Source organism: Streptococcus gallolyticus subsp. gallolyticus DSM 16831 (assembly GCF_002000985.1).
In the GTDB taxonomy this organism is placed as follows: domain Bacteria; phylum Bacillota; class Bacilli; order Lactobacillales; family Streptococcaceae; genus Streptococcus; species Streptococcus gallolyticus.
On sequence record NZ_CP018822.1, the window covers coordinates 2,458,717 to 2,476,497 of the forward strand.

Consider the following 17,781-nt stretch of genomic DNA (forward strand, 5'->3'; position numbering starts at 1 on the left):
AAACGCCTACAAATAGGGCGCTTTAGCTTTTCTTAAGCCAAAATAGCAAAATTCCTAAAATAACTAACACTATTAAAGCCAAAGTATCTTTTAGGTGCCATTGCAAAATTCGGTATTTAGTTCGTCCATCTCCGCCTTGGTAACCACGTGCTTCCATGGCAAGAGCAAGAGCATCTGCTCGTTTAAAACTCGATGCAAAAAGCGGAATAAGGATTGGAATGATTGATTTTACCTTTTGAATCAGATTTCCTTCTCCAAAATCCACACCACGCGCTCGCTGTGCCTTCATAATACGTGTCGTGTCATCCATCAAGGTAGGAACAAATCGTAGGCTTAGTGAGAGCATTAAGCCTATTTCGTGTGCAGGCACCTTAAAACGAACAAAAGGCTTTAGAAGTGATTCTACAGCGTCTGCAAGGCTCAACGGTGTTGTTGTCAAAGTCAGCAAGGTTGAAAAGAAGATGATTAATACAAAACGCATAAAAATCAAAACTGCTTGGCTAAAACCGTAGCTTGTTATTTTAAGAAAACCAAATTGAAAATAGGTTTGACCACCTTGTGTAAAAAACATTTGAAACAAAGTTGTGAATAAAATAATACCAATCATTGGCTGAACACCTTTTAAGAAAAAGCTCAACTTAATCTTTGATAGCAAAACAACTATCAAGGTGAATGCAACCATAATAATGTTTGTCACCACATTATTAGCCCAGAAAACAATAACAATGTACAAAATCATTGCTAAAAGTTTGCTACGTGGATCTAAACGATGAATCAAAGAATTTCCTGGAACATAACGTCCGAGTATTAATTTATCCATGTTTCACCACCTCTGCAAATTCTTCTATAGTAATTGGTAAACTTTCTAGCTGTAAACCACGTTTTACAAGCTGCTGAGCAAACTTGGTGATTTTTGGCACACCAAGCTGTTTGCTTTCAAGAAAATCAACATCCTGAAAAACTTCTTTAGGGTAACCAGAACGAACTAATTTTCCACCTTCAAGGACATTGACATAATCCGCATAATTAGCCACATCGTCCATCAAGTGGGTTACTAAAACGATTGTCATACCATTTTGATGTAATTTTTTAAATAAGTCCATAAGCTCACGACGTCCTTTAGGGTCTAAGCCTGCTGTCGGCTCATCTAAGACTAGCACCTCTGGTTCCATAGCCAAAATACCAGCAATCGCAACACGGCGCATTTGACCACCTGACAATTCAAATGGATTTTTTTCAAAAAATTCCTCACTAATACCAACCATAGCTAGTTTTTCACGCGCTAATTGTTCAGCTTCTTCTATGGAAACACCAAAATTTTGTGGACCAAAAGCGACATCTTTAAGAACTGTCTCCTCAAAAAGTTGGCTTTCAGGAAATTGAAAAACAAGTCCTACTTTTTTACGCACAGGTTTGATGTCTTTATTTTTAGAGTCAGCTGTAATTTTTATATCATCTACGATAACGGCGCCCTCCGTAGGCACATTAAGCCCGTTTAACAGCTGCATAATCGTTGACTTACCTGAGCCAGTATGTCCGATAAAAGCGGTATAAGAGCCCTCTTTGATACTAAGATTAATGTCAAAAAGGGCACGCCCTTCAAAAGGTGTCCCCGCTTGATAAGTATAATTTACGCTTTCAAGAGTAATTCCCATAACTGATCTTCTAATTCCTTTTCCGTAAGATAATTCTCTGTAAATTCAAACCCTTTATTTTTTAAAGTAGAGATAAGATTGGCTGAAAAAGGAATATCTAGTCCTAACGTCAATAATTCTTCTCCTCTAGCAAAGAGTTCTCGCGGTGTTGAGCTTGACTCAACTTTTCCTCTTTTCATGACTAACACACGGTCACTCAATGCAACTTCATCTAAGTCATGAGTGATAGAAATAACCGTCATATTATACTGATCACGAATCTCTTTTATCGTCTGAATCAATTCTAAACGTCCCTCTGGGTCTAACATACTTGTTGCTTCGTCCAAAATAATAATATTGGGACGCATAGCAATTGCTCCAGCAATCGCAACACGTTGTTTTTGTCCGCCAGAAAAACGTGACGGCTCACGGTCAGCAAAGTCAGACATTCCAACTAATTGAAGTGCCTCTTTAACACGTGACTGCATTTCCTCAAGAGGAATCCCTTTATTTTCAAGTCCAAAAGCGACATCGTCCTCAACGGTTGCTCCAACAAATTGATTATCTGGATTTTGAAAAACCATTCCAATCTTCTGACGAATGTTCCACACATTTTCTTCCGTTAAAAGCTCGTTTTCAACAAAAATATCGCCTGATTCAGCGGCCAACAGCCCATCAATCAAACGAACTGTTGTTGATTTTCCTGAACCATTGTGCCCAATAATAGACAACCATTCACCTTGTTTCACGTGAAACGATAAGTCATCCAAGGTGTAATTGTCCTGATTATCATCATATTTAAATTTTAAATGTTTAACGTCAATGCTATTCAATGTCATTTAAATGTATCCTTAAAAAGGAATCCTGCTCCCTTGAAGTAATCATATCCTGAATAAATGGTAAAAATCAATGCCACATAAAGTAAAAGTGTGCCAATGATTGAAAAATGGCATAGTAAGAAAATAATTGAAAACATTTGTGTAAATGTTTTGATTTTTCCAGGCATAGCAGCTGCTAAGACTGTTCCACCATTTTCAACAAGTAAAAGACGAAGTCCTGTAACGGCTAATTCACGACAAATAATGATAGCAGCAATCCAAGCAGGAACCATTTTTAATTCAACAAGCATAATAAATGCTGTCATTACCAACATTTTATCGGCTAATGGGTCAGCGAATTTACCAAAGTTAGTAACAACTTGCCATTTTCTTGCAAGATAACCATCTAAATAGTCTGTAATGCTTGCCAATGCAAAAACAATTGCAGCAACAACATGCCCTGTCGAACTCTTCCAGAAACAAAGGATAAGAATGAAGAGCGGAATCATCACGATACGTCCTAATGTTAATAAATTAGGAATGTTTTCTTTTTTTGTAAAATCGATTTTCATTTTTCTACCTTACTGAATATTAATTGTAATATAACTTAGCGTTGTACTTGTTAATGCAGAAGTGTCAACTTCTTGTCCATCAATGGTTACTGTCACACCTTCAGTAACTCCCAAAGTAATCAAAGAACTTGTTGTTCCAGAAGGAAGAACTGCAGTATAACTTGTTGTTCCAGTTGACGAAAGAAGAGTACCAGAATCATTAGATTCTGAATTTGTCACAGACACCCAACTACTGTCTGCACCAGATAAACTAATTTCAACAGTTAAACTATCTGTCACATTTGACAAGTTTACTGTCAAGCTATTGCCGCTTCCCTCAGTGGACATTTTCAAAGAAGTATCTTCCTCAGAAGATGATGACTCACTTGTTGAAGAAGAACTTTCTGATGATGTTGAGTCTGTCGTTGTTGAACTACTGCTATGGACAACGGAGTAGCTTGTACTTGCGTTATTGCTATCACTTTGCAATTGATTCCAAGTCACGAAAGAAACAAAAGCTAAAATTCCCAAGGCTACCAAGCAAAGCATCACAATCGGAAGGTAAGAATTTGTTTTTTCTTTTCCTTTGTAACGGCTTGAGCGTGAGCCAATAATAAAGCTATCATCGCTAGCTGATTTTGCAATGCTAATTGTTTCATCTTGCGGCGTTTTCACAATACTCTCAGTATTAGTAGTGGTAGATTCTACTACGTGCTCTTCTTGCTCCTCATCTGATGAATCAACTTCTTGTTCATGATATTTTTCCAACAAATCAGCGGTGTCAAGCTCAACAGCTTCGCTATATTGTTGTAAGTAAGTTTCAATCTTATCTTTAGGGATTAATTTAAATTGTTCAAGCTCCAAAGCCAAAAGATGTGGCGAAGGAATCGCTGTTTTTTCTTCGACTTCTTCTAATGTCAGGTGTTTTGCCACCCGAGCTTCTCTTAAAATCTCACCAATCGTTTGTTCTCTCATACGGGTTTCCTTTAATAAAATGTAATCAGGTCTATTATAGCAAATTTTAGAAAGTATTTCGATTTATTTTGGCAGGATTGTGAATTCTGTTGCATCAGCATGTGCTAAAAAATCATTACCGATTTTCAAGACTTCTGCAAAATCCAACGTTGCTAATATTTTTGGAACATCTAAGTAAGTTTCATCTTTTGATAAATGATTAATAAATTGCGCTGATAAGTTATCAATAGAATCTAGGCTTTTGAAGAAATCGCCATACAATTCCTTTTTGACAATTTTAAAGTGTTCTTCTGATAAATCGTCCAAATCGCTTGATTGAGATACTTTATTCAAATATTGACGGATATTATTTGCCATCGCAATTGGTTCCAAAGTATCTAAAGAAATAATCAAAAACTGAAAATCTGGACAAACTTCAATTTCAAAATCAAAAGAGTCATCAATCTGTCCACTTTCATAAAGCTGCTGATAACGTTTTGATGTCCAGCCAAGCAACATGGTAAAGAATAATCGCAACGCCAATTCTTGACGTAAAATTGAAGTTTCCTTTGGCAACTGTGCTCCTCTATAACCAATTGCCAATTTAGGTTGAGTGACATCCATTTGAATATTCTTTTTCGGCACTACCTGCTCATACACCAAACCTTGTCGTTTAACAACGTGTTTTTTACTTGCCTTTTCTTTTTGCTCTTTTTCGATTTGATTAAATAGCAAGTCCTTATCGAAATTTCCAACAAGCAGCAATGTCATTTCCTGTGGGGAGTAGAAAATATTGTGATTCTCTTTTAAATCTGCCACCGAAATATTTTCAATACTTTCTTGCGTGCCAGCAATATCTTGAGCAAGGGCAGTGTTAGGATATAAATTTTCAAGAATTCCTTGATAAAGACGGTAGTCTGCATCATCTTGATACATGTCAATTTCTTGACCAATAATATCTTTTTCACGCGTAATAGAGGCTTCTGTAAAGGAGGTTTCTGATATAAACTGCTGAAGAAGTGTCACATTTTCTTCTAGGTTGTCAACCGCAGAAAAATAGTAGCAAGTCTTGTCAAACGTTGTAAAGGCATTACTATTTGCTCCCGCATTAGTAAATAGCTCCGCAACATCCTGACCATCTTCCAATTCAAACAATTTGTGCTCTAAAAAATGAGCAATCCCCTCGTTGTATTCTTTGGACTGTCCATCATGTGTAAACTTCGTGTCAAGAGAGCCAAAATTTACAATCATCATTCCACAGCTTTCTTGAAAATCTTGTTTTGGAATCAGAAAAACTTTCAATCCATTTTCTAACTCAGCCGAGTAAATTTTTTCATTTATTTCTGAAAAAATTTGCTCTTTTAATTCTGTCATTTATTTTCCCTCCAAAAAATAAAGCGCCTGTAATTTTACTTTTCTTGTAAGTTTTAAAACATCTTCTTTACTAACGTTGTCAATTTTGTCAATTATCTTATCAACACTAAAATTACCTGTAAGATACTGATGATTGTAGTCACGTTCAATGATTACTCTTGGAGAATCACAAGACAATTTTAAATTGACTTTCAGCATTTTTTTCGTTTGTTTTAAAAGTGATTCAGAGAAGCGCCCCATCTTAATATCCGAAAATTGCTTATTGATTAATTGAAGTGTTTTATTTCGGTTTTTCTTGTCAATTCCAGCGTAAACATTCAGTAAACCTGTGTAAATATCGAATTGACTTCCTATGGTATATGCCAAACCTTCTTTCTCACGTAATTCTGTAAACAGACGAGAATGAGCAAAACCTCCAAACAGCCCATTAAAGACTAGTAGTGTAAAGTATTCTTCATCTTGATAACGTATTGGAAAATGATAGCCTAGCTGTAAAACTGATTGATTAACGTCTTTAGTTTCAAATTGTTGTCTGATAACATTTGTAAATTCTTGTTGGTAGTCAAATACTAAATCTTTATGACGTTCTTCAAACGGAAAACGATTAAACAACTGTAGCATACGATAATCATCAAATTCACCTAATAAAAAGATGTCCAAACGGTCTTCACGCAACATTTTCTGAAATTCCTGAAAAGCCGTGTAAGAATTTTCAGCGGCTACTAATTCGGCTGTTCCATATTTTGAAGTTTGAAAAGCAGAATCTTCATAAAAAAGTTTCTTAAGCCCCAACTCACTGCTATAAAAACTATCGTCTTTATCAGCGTTCAAATAATTAATCAAATTGGTCTGCTCGATATTAAAAAGTTTAGACTGATATTGCTCAACCGTCACAAGTGGAGAAAATAAATTTTGGTAAAGAAAATCAATCATTTCTTCCAACAGATTTTCATCTGTCATTACAAATTGATTTTTTATAAAAGCCAACTCAATGTCAACGATATGGACTAGTCCCTTGGTTGACACTTTGGTTGACAACGTTGCACCATAAAGACTAGCTAAACGCTCTCTAAAACGCTGAGCTGTTGGATATTCCGCATTGGCTGTCGCTAAAATTTGCGCGACTAAAACACGTCGTGCAACCGTTTTTTGACTAAAGTCACCAGAAAAGCGAAAAGCTAGGTGATTCATTTTAAATTTTTCACTTTTGATAAGATGTAATTCAACACCCTCAACTAATTTCATTGCAAATTCCTTACTAAAAAACACATTATTAGCTAAAATTATACCACGTTTATGTTATAATTACTTGAATTATTATTCTGATTTTTCATAGATTGCTTTACACCTCTTAATCCTTGATAATAAAGTGTTTTTTTAAAAACAAGTTTACACCGATTTTTTTACATTTCTTTCAAAAGTCCACAAAAGGGGGAGTAAATTTTTATGCCCCAAATTTCAAAAAATTATATAAAGTTTACAAAATGGTTGAAAGTGATTGACACCAGACACTAAAAACGTTATTAATTCAATATCTTTACTTTACTGTAATGCATAGTTTACAGTAACTAGGGGGAGTAAAAACGATGCTGAAAACCGTTGGGGGACAATGGAAAGCAAAAACACAACGAAAAAAAGGGGAGTAAAAAAGTAAGTTTACAACATTTAACGAGTTCAGCAGGCAAGAAACTGGCACCCAAAAGGTGCTTTTTTAGTTTGGCTATGGTATAATATAGTTGTTCTTGATAAACTTTTGATAACTTTTTTAGATACTGATAAACTAAATTCGTTCATGTATCACACTTTCTGATTTTGGAGCTTTGCAACTAGCAAGGCTCTTTCTCTTGAAAAATTTATATTCTGTGTTAGAATATAAAAGTGGATAGTTAAAAGACTCAATCTTTTTACTTGTGATGTTAACCGCTCATTTTATGGGTGGTTTTCACTTCTCCACTTTTTGAGTTTTATTTGTCACTGGTACCGTCCAAAAAGGGCGATACCTTTCTTTTGCTCCTAAGTACGTTCTACAGGCACTAAATCAAACTTAAATACTGGTCTGGTATAATTTACCCTCGGAAAGTCTTAATGGTTGCTGTAGGCTATTAAGAACGTTGTCTATGAGGTTTAGAATTGATTGACAGGGCTTTTCTTACATTGAGTTTATAAAATATTCGCTTTCGGACTGTGGTTTATCCATGGTCTTTTTCGATACCTAAAAAGCGCCCCAATAAATGGAGCGCCTGCGGTCGTTCAGAAGTCTGAAAATGAGTTTTATGTTATGTAAAGGGTCGACCGCATGCAAGCAAGGGAGCAAACAAAATATGACACTTTTTATATTGCAAAAGAAGCCCTGCTTGCTCTTTCATTCTACTACTTCCACTACAAAATGACAATACCTAAAAACGGAGCTAATTATATCGTTAGCTACCTAACAAATAGCATAACAACAAAACTCAATGCAAGTGATGACACCCCTTAAAAATCTGAAAAATTGGTCTGCGATACAAGAGAACACCTTGTGGTGGCTCTCCTTGCCACGAGATAGGGGCGGGGGTTAATTTAAACACTCGGACAAATTAAATTTATACCTCAATCACTTAGAACGTCATATAGGGCATTTTAAGGGCTAATAATAACGTGCTAGAAAAATCAAAAAGGGAAAATCGCACACGGAAGAGGGCGGCGTTGTAGAATCCGAACAATAACACGCCCCGTAAAAAATCGTGTGGGTATTCCGAATAAAAAAGAAGCTATCAAAATAGCTCCCCTTAAACGTTAAGAAATTTTAATAATATTGACTGCTTGAAGTCCGCGTTTTCCTTGTTCAACGTCAAACTGAACTTTCTGACCGTCCTCTAAAGATTTAAAACCATTAGATTTAATTTCAGAAAAGTGTGCGAACACATCAGTCCCATTTTCTTGAGAGATAAAGCCAAAACCTTTATCCGTATTAAACCATTTTACTGTACCTTGTACCATTGAGTTACCTCTTTTTTATATAAATTTGTAAAAATATTCAAGAGGAAAAACAAAAGATACCACTTATTACTTAAACTCCAAATCTTATTTACACTCGTTACTCTAACAGTAAAGTCACTATAAGTCAAGACTAAACTCTCATTTACCAAATTATAGAGAACCATTGAGTGATATATTTTAAATCTGCTTAGCTAATTCTTGAAGTGCTTTTCGTTTTAATCGGAACAAAGTTCTGTCAGCTACTTCGAAGAAGTCTTGAATTTCATAAAAATTTTTGTCGCTACAAAAGAACATCTTTAAAACCGCTCTTTGTTCTGGGTTTTCCAATTTGTCATCTATCAAACTAACAAGAGCTTCGCGTTCAGTCATTAAATCATCAATACGTTTTAAAAGTTTTTCTTTACGCTCCATTTTAGTAACATAAACATCTCCAATATCTTTGGTTCGGCTTTCTGTCACTTTAGTATTTGTAAAAGAACTTTTCCTAAATAGCCCCTCTTCCAAGTATTGAATTTCATAATGAATAACTTGAATTTCCTTATCTAATTTTTTAATATTTTTTAGCTTTTTATCCAATTCTTTATAATCCATAAAAAAAACCACATTTCTTGCAATTCACTAGTTATATTATATCACTAATTAGTAATATAATCATGGTTAGATTGTATAACAGAAGACGGTTTTATATGAGCTGTATTTGTCATAGTCATAATTAAGGACTGTAGGTTAAAAACTATCAGTCCTTTTTCGTTATCCTCTTAGTTGCTGAACAACTTTTTCAACAAAATCAACGTCATGAATGTCAATACCGCCAACAGTGTGTGTAGGATTTTCAAAGTAGGGTGACTCACTTTCTAAAATATCTTGTTTATAATTTTCCCAAAACTCTATTAGTTCTTTACGACTTTTCCTTTTTTCAAGAAACACTACACTCTTTTGAGGTTTACTTTTAATTTGTTGTGGTGCTTTAAGTTCTCGCCGTGATTTCATTCTGTTACGTTGTAACTCACGATAGTTGGTCTTATCTTCCCACTGTTTACGCTTCTGACCTCTTCCTATCCGTCTACAATCAGCACTACAATAACAAGCATTTCTTGTATGGCTTATAAAGGCTTGTCCACATATAACACATTTTATTTGGATTTCTGCCATGATACACCTCCTATAAAAGTTATAACGCGAGAAAAAAGGTACAGTGACGGCTTGAACCTCGGCCGTGAGAGCGGAGGGGGTCCCATGCCCCCACTTAAAATTTGATTTTTTCAAATAATGCAAATGTCATAAAAAGAATTTTAAAATAAATTTTTTAATGTTTCTTTATAAACTTTATCAAGTTTTTTTATTTTTTCTGTTTTCACTCCAAACTTTCGTTCAGCTTCTCTCTCAGCTCTAGCTGTCGCCTCGGCTATTGCCTTTGCAACTTCTTTTTCCTTTCTAACTTCATTATCTTTTTTTATTTGTTGCAACGCTTTGCCAAATAATTTCTGGTTGTTTCGCTGTTTCTTTAATGCTTCTTGGCTTATTTCTTCAAGGTAACTATTACTTTCTTTTACACGTTGCTGCCTCTCCTCATCAGCCCTAGCCTGTAGGGTATTGAGGTTTAGGTACCCGTCTGGGGTGGTTGGAATACCTAATTGGTTATAGTTAGGATGGTTAGTAGGTGTCTTAGTCATTGTTGTTACCTCCTTGTTTTAAAACTGCTTGAATAAAGTTTGTTGAACTAATTGTATTAAAGTAAAGACCGAATACATCTTTATGCTTTGTGATATCAGTATCAGTTCCAAGCGTCCAAGTCTTAGGGTGCTTCATGATATCATAGTGCAGAACCTCTAATAATGAGTTAGCTTCATTAATATCAGCACTTGACTGCTCCGCCTTATCTGTTAACGCTTTAACTAGTTCGTAAGCCTTTTTAAAATACTCTTTATTCTTACTGTCAAAGATATCTTCAATCTCTGCTTTAATATCCATTGCTTCTGCTTGAGATAATAAAGGTTCATTTAACTTATCTAACTTATTCTTTAGAAATTCTAGTGTTGTATTTGCTTTCCAAAGACTATTACTAGCTTTCTCATAAACTTTCATATCATCAGCTTCTTGTGCTTCTGCCTGCTGCTGCTGTGCTTTAGCAATGGCTCTATTAGTCTTGTCAATCTCTGCTTCAACTTGTTTGATAGCTTCAAGATTATTTGTTTTAAGTTCTGTTAATGTTTCTGTAATTTCTTTTAATGTTCGTGTCATTGTAATATCTCCTCTGTATTATTAGTCTTCTTTGTTTAATTCTGTATTGTAATACTCTAAACCTTGATACTCATTATCAACGTCTACAGACTTGAATAAGTCAATCGCTTCATCATCCAACATATCAAGTGTTTCAATTGCTGTTTCACTATCTGCATTCAATGGTTCATCACTTAACAAACGTTCTGCATAATCTAACAACTCACTTTCATATAATGCAACCTTGTTAAGCAACTCCTCAAACGTTGCTTGTTCCTTTAGTTGTTCTGTTCGTTTGTCAATATACTCATGAATAGTATCATCATACTCATAGCAGACAATCTCACGCGCTTCCTTGTCGCTGTCCTCTACTTCTTTCATCAGCTCATGATATTGTGCCATCTCATCGGCTTGGTTATCCAAGTCGCTATCTTCCTCGATTGGCTTTGGTTGATAATGTAATTCATTATCTTCTAACATCATCAAGAAGCTTTCCAAACAATTGAAAACACTAAAAGCGATTGCTTCAAATTCTTCTTGTTTCTCTTCAGGAAGATAGCTCTTATAGTCTTTGGTTTGTAATAAATCAGATAGCTCGCAACTTTCTTCTACCCATGCTTTGAGTTCTGCTAGGGTCATTGGTGCTGTTGTTTGGTTTGTGTTAGTCATTTTAGTTACCTCTTTCATCTTTTGATTGTTATGTACTTCCATTTTTTAGTTAGCCTTTCTTAGTATCTGTTGGGATTGCAAAACCACAATCAAACACCCATTTATATCCACGTCTTACCAATTCTTGATAGGTAAAATCATCATCACCGTTTTTGGCGCTTACGGCGAAAACAATTCTGTTAATATAATCATAGCCTTGTTGACCGTTTGGCAATTCTAGGCGATAGGTTTGATTGTCTGGTAGTGATTGATAATCAATTGTTGGCATTTTTTTGATGATTTCCTTTCTTGATTTTTACCCCAAAATACCCCCAATTTACTCCATTGAAAAATTTTTACTCCACAACCTAAACCATTGATACATAAGGATTTGACCGTATTTGTGGCGTAAAAGAGTAAAAATTTCCGTCCGCTATATTATATATAGCAATGGTATACTGCTATTTACTAAAATATTTTATTTTTATATAGAATTTTATTTATATTTACTCTATAAATATGCCTAACTCCTTGATATACAAGGGATTAAGGCATGGAGTAGTTTTTTTAAAATATCGTTTTCATGGAGTAAAAGAGGTATTTTTTGGAGTAAAAATAGTCTTTTATGGAGTAAAAATTTAATGTTTTTTGATAAATCCGCTTGTCTTGCGCTTACCAAAATACATAGCCCTCTGATATTCCCAACCGTCAAGGCTGTTCATATAAATTTTGATTTTCTTCTTGATTTTGGAAGCTGGCTCACTCTCATCTTCAAATATCTCATAAATAACGTCATTGACGTTCAAACGGTCACGCGCTACCGTTCCCACCCATTCACTCCCTGCCTGTCGGTCATCATTGGTCTTGTAGGCTGTGCCTGTTTCCTCTAAATCAGTATAATACTGTTTGCGGTAGTGTTTTTTGGTGGTGACGTCAAAAAAATCTTCTGGGATTTTGATAGACAAATACCACTCCAATTTTTCGATAATGTCATCTTGATATTTGTATTTCGCACGTTCTCTAGCTATGAGTTTGCCCTCTTCGCTAGTATCATCATAATAAAGTTTGCTGTTAGCCTCATAGGCTTTATAGTAGTTGCCCCAGATATTCAATAAGTCCTGTGGGCTTATCTGGTTAACTTGCTTGTCCGTCTTTGGCAATACCTCAACGCCTAAAAAGCGCCTGTCGCCTGTAAAGTCTCTTAAATGTCCTGTATCGTTTGTTGTCCGTGTGAAAACAAAATCAACGGGTATAATCTCTGTTGATTTTCCATATGGTCGTCTGATTCTGATTTCTCTCATGGTGATAATCTGTTTTAATTCGTTCGGTCTAATTTTATTGGTGGCGACTAACTCATCATCATTTACCGCCCATAATTCAACCATTTTCAAAAGGTCGTCCTTTTCGGTGTAAGAACTAATTTCCCCGTAAAAACCTTTAAAAATCTCACGTAAGAATGTTGTTTTGCCTGTTCCCTGCTTACCGACCAAGTCAAGACAATAGTCAAACTGTATGCCTGCATGATAAACCCTTGCAATAGCTCCACGGAACATTAAATCAAAAACAATCCTGTTATATTGGTTATCTTCGATATTGATATACTTTTGAATAATCGTAAACGGGTCTACTGGTTCGGCGGTTGCTTTGGCTTTCTCTAAAAATATCTTGATAGGGTTATAGCTCTTGTTTAAAGCAATGATTTTCACAACATTGGCGATGTCATTTTCTTTATACTCCAAGCCCCAGCATTCGGACAAATAAGCCCACAACTGCCTAATAGTATCATCAGATAATAGCCCATGTTTGATAGTGATATAGTCGGATAACTGTTGATTTCGGGTAACCTCTACATTTTTGGTAGCTTCATTGTATTTAAACAGCTTATTTAACTTAATATCCTCCCCACGGAACAATAATAAGAGGTTGTTTCGGTTTTTGATGATTTTCCCATTCTCATCTCGTTTTAGTCGTCTACTGTTGATACTCGTAACATTGGTTTTATGGTCTGGCACCTTTTCATCAAGCTGATTCATAAAGTCGCTCATTCAGTTCCTCCTTGAAAATCGTATTAATAGTGTTTAGAAAGCAGATATTAAACTTGTTGCTTTTGGTTAAGCTAGCATACAACTGTGTGATTTGCTCGTATGAATAGCCGTTTAGATAAAATAACTTAACAAAGGCTATGATTTCTTCTTTGCTAGATAGTCCGTAAGCTATCCAATGGTACACAACGCCATTAATAGCTAGTGGGCTTCCTGCTCTCTGCCTATTTAGGTATTCATGTTCTAACTCGTCCAATATACCCGCTAGCTTGTCTTGGACGCTTGCTACCTGATAATCTCTAGCAACCTGCCAACCGTCCGCTAAATAGCTTTCTAGGTCGTCTGTGTCGGTTACAGTTACCGTGATACCTTTATAGCTAAATGGCACTATATAAAAGTCTGGTGGTTGATAGTAGGTCATCATGACATGATTGTCTTTGGCTATGGTTCGTGTTGGATTGTCCTTTAGAAAACTAAATAAAGGCAAAACTTGCTTATTAATTTGTAAATTAATTAATTGATACATACTAATACCCTCTTCTTCGTTTCTTTTTCAATTTTTTAATTCTCTTTCGCTCTTTTTGTTGTTCCAATGTAGGGCGACGGTCTTTATAATGCTTCTCATTGTGATAGTGTCCGCCACCTTGTGCAGGGTGTGTATTATATCTTCCCATTATCCAACTCCTCTAAAATTTCAATAAGCAGTAGGTCATTTAGTTCTGGTATAATGTCGTCAATCATTTTTCTACTCCTAAAAATATTAAAATGTCATCAATTTTATAAAAAACTGTGCGTGTGCCTTCAATTGGTGGGATATAGCGTTTTAAACCTGCCTGTTCCCACCGTCTCACTGTGCCATATTTGATATTTAATTCTGTTTGCAACTCATCCTGTGAGATTATCCCTAATGTTTTAGGCTTCGGCTTGGTGTAGGACTTTAGAAAACCAGATACCAGCTTCAGCACTTCCATTTTGAGACTTTCTTCACTCTCTCTGCTCAAACTAAACATGCTTATACCCCCTCTAACAGTTTCTTGACAAGCTCCCTAGACTTTTCAGGGTTTGAATTAGCTAGTGCTGTTACTCGGTTCTGTTCCTCGCTAATTTGATTGATAAGAGAAGTTAATCCCTCTAATAACTCTGCTTGTGTTGTTGCAATAAATACGCCGTTAACATCTCTATTTCGTAACCCTGTAATAGATATGCTGTATCTAATAGCCAAGCGCCTTAAAATATCACGCGCTCCTCTTTCGGTGATTGGTAGTCCGTTGATAATCTCCTTGGTTGTCTTGGCATTTTCTTTACCAAGCCCCAACCGTCTTAGTAGCTCTTTTTCATTCTTTGATAGTGTCATGGCAATATTTCTCCTTTATCTAGCTTAGCAATCTGATTTTTAACCCATGCTGCTCTATCTTCTTGCTGTTCCAAGTGCTTGAATTCTTCCAATTCGGCAAACGTTACACGTTCATTGATAAGGTCAGCTATTTTATTTAATTCTTTATCCGTCATGGTCTGTCTCCTTAATTATAATATCGTCCCTGTGATTGAATATAAGCCCCATACCGTTCTTTTACATGGTTGTCAGGTATTTCTTCCTTAACTTCTTTTGGAGCTTCTACAGGCTTGATTTTGGCTATTTCAATGCCAATTAGGATAAGAATAGCCATAATAAGCAACTGCGCCCAGATAGGTAAGTTGATTTCTTGGTATATCATGCTTTAACCTCTTCTTTCTTGCTTCTTGCTGGTAAACCGTTAACTGCTCTGTAAACAATATCAGTTGTAATCTCATAACCTAGAGTGTTCCAAGCCTGCTCAAAGGTTTCTGCGCAATCTGTATAGATGTTGTGGTACGTAACCATTACATTAGCAACAATCACCCAAGCCGTTGATTGGTCGTACATTGCTTTAAAAAATTCCTCTGCTCTTTTTTTGGTTTCATCTCGTTTTTTAAAGACCGCTTTCTGTTCGTCGGTGTAATGGTCTAAACTAAATGGATTTGCTTTGTTTTCTACGCCTTTAAATTTCATAATTATTTTTCCTTGTCGCCTTTTAATGTTTTTTTCTTGTATATACTTCCTTGTTGTTAGTTTTAAGAGTTCTCGCTCTCTGTCTGGGCAAAATGTTTAAAATCTGCTATAATAGACACATAAAACCTTTTTAATAATGGCTTGCCTGCCTATTTATTTAAAATGGTTATTGTGTTTCATTTTCTGGGACTTGGGTTGTGGTTAATCAAGTCCCTTTTTTGTGGGGTCATTTCTAATGACCTCATTTTTTTATTGTCATTTGAGATGACAAAATTCCTACTCACGCGCTTAATCTTTCGGCGGTACTAATGTCACCATTGGATTATGTAAAGCAATTAGGACATTGTTAATCTGGTGTAAGCCCTCATGTAATTCTTCTAACGTGGTAGCGCTGTTATATAGGTCTATCATCTTACTTTTAAGATAACCGAGGTCATCAGTTGGCTGTTGGGATTGGTGTAATAGTTTGCCTTGCATGTAATAGCCATTTAAACGGATTTCCTTTAGGACTTGTTTTACCCATTTTTTAAATTCCTGGGCTTTTGGTTTGCGTGATTGGAAAAGTACCTCATATAAGCCTTGTTCGGTTAGGAACCAAGCTTTTTGAATTCCGCCAAGGGTCGGAACATTCTTCCGCTCCTTTTCGTCATCATCTACAGATTGCATAAATTTGTTCAGGCTTGCTTTACTATAGTCAATCATTTCAGCAATATCACGAGCTAAAAAGCGTGGCTCTTGTTCGCTACCATAGATATTTAGCTGATGACCGTTAAAGTAGCTTGTCGATACGATTTTCATTGTGGTTTGTGTTGTCATTGTGTTTCTTCCTTTCTTTGCGCGTGGGTTAGTAAATTTACTTTTGCATACTTCCAGTTAAAAAAATATATCTTCAATAGTTATATTAGGAAAAATTGGTAAAAGTAGTTGTTTAAAAGTCATTTTTTCTTTATCAGAAAATGAATTTTTTCCAATTTCTTTGTTATGGTACGTTTGTTTTGTTATTCCTAACTTTTCACCCATTTGTTCCTGTGTTAAACCTAACATGTTCCTGTAACCTTTTACTTTATTAGGATTTATCATTTTTACACCTCCTTTACTTTTGAATACTTTTACAGTATAAAACAACTATTTTATTATGTCAATACTTATCTTTACTTTTTTACAAAAATAGTTTATTATGTAATGTAGAAAAGAGGTGTAATATATGAATGATAATATATTAATAGGTGCTAAGATTAAACAGTTACGCCTATCACTTGGCGAATCAATGGAACAATTCGGTAAAAGATTCCATACCTCAAAAGGGACTGTTAACAATTGGGAGAAAGGTAGGAATTTACCAAATAAAGAAAATCTAAAAATAATCGCTGATTTAATGCACAAATCAGTTATTGAGTTGTTTTGTGGAAAATTAGAAGATAGAATTTTTGATGAATTAAAAAATGCTAATAATTTCTATGACCTTGATAATATTGACTTATTAGAATTGGCAAAACAGATTTCTAAATCAATTGTAGAAGATTATGGCTTGTATACAGATTTTACTGACCCCTCTGTTGAGATTGCTACTTACATATCTAAATACCTTAATAAATTACTGCCTGAGAATACCAAAATATTTCCACTTACTGAAAATTTATCCTATAGAATAAATGATATCCCACAATACGAGCGTAAAAATACTGATTTAACAGCTTTTCTACATATTGAGTTGCTTTATACAGAAGTTAATAATATAGATTTAGTCCTTGACAAAATACAAATAAAATATTCAACTTTATTACAAATCAACTACCATTTTCAAAATAATAAAATTATAGACATAGATTGTGAGGGATTTGAGTTTTTAAACCAAGAAAAATATAAAACTTTTTTTCCTGATACTTTAATAAAACAATTAGAAAAAGAAGTATCTACAAAAGTTTTTGATTTTGTAAAAGCAGATATACAACTAATGAATGATAGGATAGACCAACAAACCGACTAACCCACGCGCCAACATTTGCCTACATTTTGGCTTACAGTAGCGCTCAATATTTCGCTATTTCTATACTATGATTTTCTATGATTTCTAACCTGCCCTAGATATTACATAGGTCAGCCATCTACTATTTTTTACTACATTCTTAAACTTATATGCTCACATTTTCCAACAATTCTAACACCTTAAAAAGCATTAATGGTTTAATAGTCATATCCTCACAAACGCCATAATAGCAACGATTATCGCTTTTTTTAATAGCTCAAAAATTCATGTTTTTTTCATATTGGGAGGTCATCAATGAAAAACTTAAAACCTATACTAAAAGAGATTTTTGACTTTACCTATCAATTATTCTTTGCTTTGATTGCCTTAGATATTAGTTCTCAATTTGTCTTAGGCGAATCACAAGCTACCATGACAGAAAAGCGTTGGTCTTGGATATTCGCTATTTCTCTGATTGTCAGTATCATAAAAACTATCTACCAAAAGCTTAAGAAGAAAGACTAGTGCTACTCTCCAATTTATGGATGATTTACACTGATATTTTC

Annotated in this window: 27 protein-coding genes; 3 read left to right on the top strand and 24 right to left on the bottom strand. The window is 35.0% G+C overall.

Going from position 1 to position 17,781, the window contains the following annotated elements:
* Positions 1-22: 22 nt before the first annotated feature.
* The 7 genes from BTR42_RS12255 to yfmF form a co-directional block, all read right to left on the bottom strand.
* Entirely contained in the window at positions 23-820 is a 798-nt protein-coding gene (locus tag BTR42_RS12255; RefSeq protein ID WP_012962644.1) for an energy-coupling factor transporter transmembrane component T family protein, read from the bottom strand.
* Entirely contained in the window at positions 813-1,655 is an 843-nt protein-coding gene (locus BTR42_RS12260) for an energy-coupling factor ABC transporter ATP-binding protein (RefSeq protein ID WP_061458219.1), read from the bottom strand. Before BTR42_RS12260 ends, BTR42_RS12255 begins: the two co-directional genes overlap by 8 nt.
* A complete protein-coding gene (locus BTR42_RS12265) occupies positions 1,631-2,473 on the bottom strand; it encodes an energy-coupling factor ABC transporter ATP-binding protein (RefSeq protein WP_077497964.1) in 843 nt (280 codons plus the stop codon). Before BTR42_RS12265 ends, BTR42_RS12260 begins: the two co-directional genes overlap by 25 nt.
* Positions 2,470-3,024 carry a CDP-diacylglycerol--glycerol-3-phosphate 3-phosphatidyltransferase gene (pgsA, locus tag BTR42_RS12270; protein WP_009855208.1) on the bottom strand — a complete coding sequence of 185 codons (555 nt, stop codon included), beginning with the start codon at positions 3,022-3,024 and terminating at the stop codon, positions 2,470-2,472. The genes BTR42_RS12265 and pgsA overlap by 4 nt, the downstream gene beginning before the upstream one ends.
* A gap of 9 nt (positions 3,025-3,033) precedes the next feature.
* Positions 3,034-3,978, bottom strand: coding sequence for a helix-turn-helix domain-containing protein (locus tag BTR42_RS12275; protein ID WP_009855209.1), 945 nt, complete (start codon positions 3,976-3,978; stop codon positions 3,034-3,036).
* 63 nt (positions 3,979-4,041) lie between these two features.
* The gene (yfmH, locus tag BTR42_RS12280) at positions 4,042-5,331 is read right to left on the bottom strand and encodes an EF-P 5-aminopentanol modification-associated protein YfmH (RefSeq protein WP_077497966.1); all 1,290 of its coding nucleotides are present in this window, start codon (positions 5,329-5,331) and stop codon (positions 4,042-4,044) included.
* Positions 5,332-6,576: an EF-P 5-aminopentanol modification-associated protein YfmF gene (gene yfmF, locus BTR42_RS12285; RefSeq protein WP_074658529.1), complete on the bottom strand. Its 1,245-nt coding sequence runs from the start codon at positions 6,574-6,576 to the stop codon at positions 5,332-5,334.
* A 1,051-nt stretch (positions 6,577-7,627) separates the two neighbouring features.
* On the opposite strand from yfmF, the gene BTR42_RS12630 reads away from it, so the two are divergent.
* Positions 7,628-7,810, top strand: a complete 183-nt coding sequence (locus BTR42_RS12630; RefSeq protein WP_157769872.1) for a hypothetical protein — start codon at positions 7,628-7,630, stop codon at positions 7,808-7,810.
* A 296-nt stretch (positions 7,811-8,106) separates the two neighbouring features.
* Here the strand turns inward: BTR42_RS12630 and BTR42_RS12290 are convergent, their stop codons facing one another.
* The 17 genes from BTR42_RS12290 to BTR42_RS12360 form a co-directional block, all read right to left on the bottom strand.
* Positions 8,107-8,310 carry a cold-shock protein gene (locus BTR42_RS12290; protein WP_039694771.1) on the bottom strand — a complete coding sequence of 68 codons (204 nt, stop codon included), beginning with the start codon at positions 8,308-8,310 and terminating at the stop codon, positions 8,107-8,109.
* A 177-nt stretch (positions 8,311-8,487) separates the two neighbouring features.
* The gene (locus BTR42_RS12295; RefSeq protein ID WP_077497968.1) at positions 8,488-8,901 is read right to left on the bottom strand and encodes a DUF1492 domain-containing protein; all 414 of its coding nucleotides are present in this window, start codon (positions 8,899-8,901) and stop codon (positions 8,488-8,490) included.
* A 159-nt stretch (positions 8,902-9,060) separates the two neighbouring features.
* Positions 9,061-9,462 carry a hypothetical protein gene (locus tag BTR42_RS12300; protein ID WP_077497848.1) on the bottom strand — a complete coding sequence of 134 codons (402 nt, stop codon included), beginning with the start codon at positions 9,460-9,462 and terminating at the stop codon, positions 9,061-9,063.
* Positions 9,463-9,602: 140 nt separating this feature from the next.
* Positions 9,603-9,983, bottom strand: coding sequence for a hypothetical protein (locus tag BTR42_RS12305; RefSeq protein WP_077497850.1), 381 nt, complete (start codon positions 9,981-9,983; stop codon positions 9,603-9,605).
* Positions 9,976-10,551, bottom strand: a complete 576-nt coding sequence (locus BTR42_RS12310) for a hypothetical protein (RefSeq protein ID WP_077497852.1) — start codon at positions 10,549-10,551, stop codon at positions 9,976-9,978. Before BTR42_RS12310 ends, BTR42_RS12305 begins: the two co-directional genes overlap by 8 nt.
* A 21-nt stretch (positions 10,552-10,572) precedes the next feature.
* Positions 10,573-11,199, bottom strand: a complete 627-nt coding sequence (locus BTR42_RS12315; RefSeq protein WP_231873058.1) for a hypothetical protein — start codon at positions 11,197-11,199, stop codon at positions 10,573-10,575.
* 49 nt (positions 11,200-11,248) lie between these two features.
* Positions 11,249-11,467 (bottom strand): hypothetical protein, encoded by a 219-nt coding sequence (locus tag BTR42_RS12320; RefSeq protein ID WP_077497854.1) that lies wholly within the window; start codon positions 11,465-11,467, stop codon positions 11,249-11,251.
* 349 nt (positions 11,468-11,816) lie between these two features.
* Positions 11,817-13,223, bottom strand: coding sequence for a VapE domain-containing protein (locus BTR42_RS12325; RefSeq protein WP_077497856.1), 1,407 nt, complete (start codon positions 13,221-13,223; stop codon positions 11,817-11,819).
* A complete protein-coding gene (locus BTR42_RS12330; RefSeq protein WP_077497970.1) occupies positions 13,198-13,746 on the bottom strand; it encodes a hypothetical protein in 549 nt (182 codons plus the stop codon). The genes BTR42_RS12325 and BTR42_RS12330 overlap by 26 nt, the downstream gene beginning before the upstream one ends.
* A 1-nt stretch (position 13,747) precedes the next feature.
* Positions 13,748-13,894 (bottom strand): hypothetical protein, encoded by a 147-nt coding sequence (locus BTR42_RS12735; RefSeq protein ID WP_167367619.1) that lies wholly within the window; start codon positions 13,892-13,894, stop codon positions 13,748-13,750.
* A gap of 63 nt (positions 13,895-13,957) precedes the next feature.
* Positions 13,958-14,230 carry a hypothetical protein gene (locus BTR42_RS12335; RefSeq protein WP_077497972.1) on the bottom strand — a complete coding sequence of 91 codons (273 nt, stop codon included), beginning with the start codon at positions 14,228-14,230 and terminating at the stop codon, positions 13,958-13,960.
* A 2-nt stretch (positions 14,231-14,232) separates the two neighbouring features.
* Positions 14,233-14,574, bottom strand: coding sequence for a hypothetical protein (locus BTR42_RS12340; protein ID WP_077497974.1), 342 nt, complete (start codon positions 14,572-14,574; stop codon positions 14,233-14,235).
* A complete protein-coding gene (locus tag BTR42_RS12740) occupies positions 14,571-14,729 on the bottom strand; it encodes a hypothetical protein (protein WP_167367620.1) in 159 nt (52 codons plus the stop codon). Before BTR42_RS12740 ends, BTR42_RS12340 begins: the two co-directional genes overlap by 4 nt.
* A gap of 11 nt (positions 14,730-14,740) precedes the next feature.
* Entirely contained in the window at positions 14,741-14,935 is a 195-nt protein-coding gene (locus BTR42_RS12345) for a hypothetical protein (RefSeq protein WP_077497976.1), read from the bottom strand.
* Positions 14,932-15,249 (bottom strand): hypothetical protein, encoded by a 318-nt coding sequence (locus tag BTR42_RS12350; protein WP_077497978.1) that lies wholly within the window; start codon positions 15,247-15,249, stop codon positions 14,932-14,934. The genes BTR42_RS12345 and BTR42_RS12350 overlap by 4 nt, the downstream gene beginning before the upstream one ends.
* A gap of 288 nt (positions 15,250-15,537) precedes the next feature.
* Positions 15,538-16,065: a BRO-N domain-containing protein gene (locus BTR42_RS12355; protein ID WP_077497979.1), complete on the bottom strand. Its 528-nt coding sequence runs from the start codon at positions 16,063-16,065 to the stop codon at positions 15,538-15,540.
* A 57-nt stretch (positions 16,066-16,122) separates the two neighbouring features.
* Entirely contained in the window at positions 16,123-16,329 is a 207-nt protein-coding gene (locus BTR42_RS12360; protein ID WP_061458754.1) for a helix-turn-helix transcriptional regulator, read from the bottom strand.
* A gap of 124 nt (positions 16,330-16,453) precedes the next feature.
* Between BTR42_RS12360 and BTR42_RS12365 the strand changes: the two genes are divergently transcribed.
* Complete coding sequence (locus tag BTR42_RS12365) at positions 16,454-17,236, top strand: helix-turn-helix domain-containing protein (RefSeq protein ID WP_077497980.1); 783 nt, start codon at positions 16,454-16,456, stop codon at positions 17,234-17,236.
* A 294-nt stretch (positions 17,237-17,530) separates the two neighbouring features.
* On the top strand, positions 17,531-17,740 hold the full coding sequence (locus BTR42_RS12370; protein WP_077497981.1) for a hypothetical protein: 210 nt from the start codon (positions 17,531-17,533) through the stop codon (positions 17,738-17,740).
* Positions 17,741-17,781 lie beyond the last annotated feature (41 nt).

What these genes read in the sequence shown, in the direction of transcription:
- BTR42_RS12275 (WP_009855209.1), bottom strand. Translation starts at nt 3,978, where the DNA reads ATGAGAGAACAAACGATTGGTGAGATTTTAAGAGAAGCTCGGGTGGCA.
- BTR42_RS12335 (WP_077497972.1), bottom strand. Translation starts at nt 14,230, where the DNA reads ATGTTTAGTTTGAGCAGAGAGAGTGAAGAAAGTCTCAAAATGGAAGTG.
- BTR42_RS12350 (WP_077497978.1), bottom strand. Translation starts at nt 15,249, where the DNA reads ATGAAATTTAAAGGCGTAGAAAACAAAGCAAATCCATTTAGTTTAGAC.
- BTR42_RS12265 (WP_077497964.1), bottom strand. Translation starts at nt 2,473, where the DNA reads ATGACATTGAATAGCATTGACGTTAAACATTTAAAATTTAAATATGAT.
- BTR42_RS12740 (WP_167367620.1), bottom strand. Translation starts at nt 14,729, where the DNA reads ATGACGGATAAAGAATTAAATAAAATAGCTGACCTTATCAATGAACGT.
- BTR42_RS12305 (WP_077497850.1), bottom strand. Translation starts at nt 9,983, where the DNA reads ATGACTAAGACACCTACTAACCATCCTAACTATAACCAATTAGGTATT.
- BTR42_RS12295 (WP_077497968.1), bottom strand. Translation starts at nt 8,901, where the DNA reads ATGGATTATAAAGAATTGGATAAAAAGCTAAAAAATATTAAAAAATTA.
- BTR42_RS12630 (WP_157769872.1), top strand. Translation starts at nt 7,628, where the DNA reads ATGCAAGCAAGGGAGCAAACAAAATATGACACTTTTTATATTGCAAAA.
- BTR42_RS12290 (WP_039694771.1), bottom strand. Translation starts at nt 8,310, where the DNA reads ATGGTACAAGGTACAGTAAAATGGTTTAATACGGATAAAGGTTTTGGC.
- BTR42_RS12310 (WP_077497852.1), bottom strand. Translation starts at nt 10,551, where the DNA reads ATGACACGAACATTAAAAGAAATTACAGAAACATTAACAGAACTTAAA.
- BTR42_RS12370 (WP_077497981.1), top strand. Translation starts at nt 17,531, where the DNA reads ATGAAAAACTTAAAACCTATACTAAAAGAGATTTTTGACTTTACCTAT.
- yfmF (WP_074658529.1), bottom strand. Translation starts at nt 6,576, where the DNA reads ATGAAATTAGTTGAGGGTGTTGAATTACATCTTATCAAAAGTGAAAAA.
- BTR42_RS12320 (WP_077497854.1), bottom strand. Translation starts at nt 11,467, where the DNA reads ATGCCAACAATTGATTATCAATCACTACCAGACAATCAAACCTATCGC.
- BTR42_RS12340 (WP_077497974.1), bottom strand. Translation starts at nt 14,574, where the DNA reads ATGACACTATCAAAGAATGAAAAAGAGCTACTAAGACGGTTGGGGCTT.
- BTR42_RS12315 (WP_231873058.1), bottom strand. Translation starts at nt 11,199, where the DNA reads ATGACTAACACAAACCAAACAACAGCACCAATGACCCTAGCAGAACTC.
- BTR42_RS12345 (WP_077497976.1), bottom strand. Translation starts at nt 14,935, where the DNA reads ATGATATACCAAGAAATCAACTTACCTATCTGGGCGCAGTTGCTTATT.
- BTR42_RS12260 (WP_061458219.1), bottom strand. Translation starts at nt 1,655, where the DNA reads ATGGGAATTACTCTTGAAAGCGTAAATTATACTTATCAAGCGGGGACA.
- BTR42_RS12360 (WP_061458754.1), bottom strand. Translation starts at nt 16,329, where the DNA reads ATGATAAATCCTAATAAAGTAAAAGGTTACAGGAACATGTTAGGTTTA.
- BTR42_RS12735 (WP_167367619.1), bottom strand. Translation starts at nt 13,894, where the DNA reads ATGGGAAGATATAATACACACCCTGCACAAGGTGGCGGACACTATCAC.
- BTR42_RS12325 (WP_077497856.1), bottom strand. Translation starts at nt 13,223, where the DNA reads ATGAGCGACTTTATGAATCAGCTTGATGAAAAGGTGCCAGACCATAAA.
- BTR42_RS12355 (WP_077497979.1), bottom strand. Translation starts at nt 16,065, where the DNA reads ATGACAACACAAACCACAATGAAAATCGTATCGACAAGCTACTTTAAC.
- BTR42_RS12300 (WP_077497848.1), bottom strand. Translation starts at nt 9,462, where the DNA reads ATGGCAGAAATCCAAATAAAATGTGTTATATGTGGACAAGCCTTTATA.
- yfmH (WP_077497966.1), bottom strand. Translation starts at nt 5,331, where the DNA reads ATGACAGAATTAAAAGAGCAAATTTTTTCAGAAATAAATGAAAAAATT.
- pgsA (WP_009855208.1), bottom strand. Translation starts at nt 3,024, where the DNA reads ATGAAAATCGATTTTACAAAAAAAGAAAACATTCCTAATTTATTAACA.
- BTR42_RS12330 (WP_077497970.1), bottom strand. Translation starts at nt 13,746, where the DNA reads ATGTATCAATTAATTAATTTACAAATTAATAAGCAAGTTTTGCCTTTA.
- BTR42_RS12255 (WP_012962644.1), bottom strand. Translation starts at nt 820, where the DNA reads ATGGATAAATTAATACTCGGACGTTATGTTCCAGGAAATTCTTTGATT.
- BTR42_RS12365 (WP_077497980.1), top strand. Translation starts at nt 16,454, where the DNA reads ATGAATGATAATATATTAATAGGTGCTAAGATTAAACAGTTACGCCTA.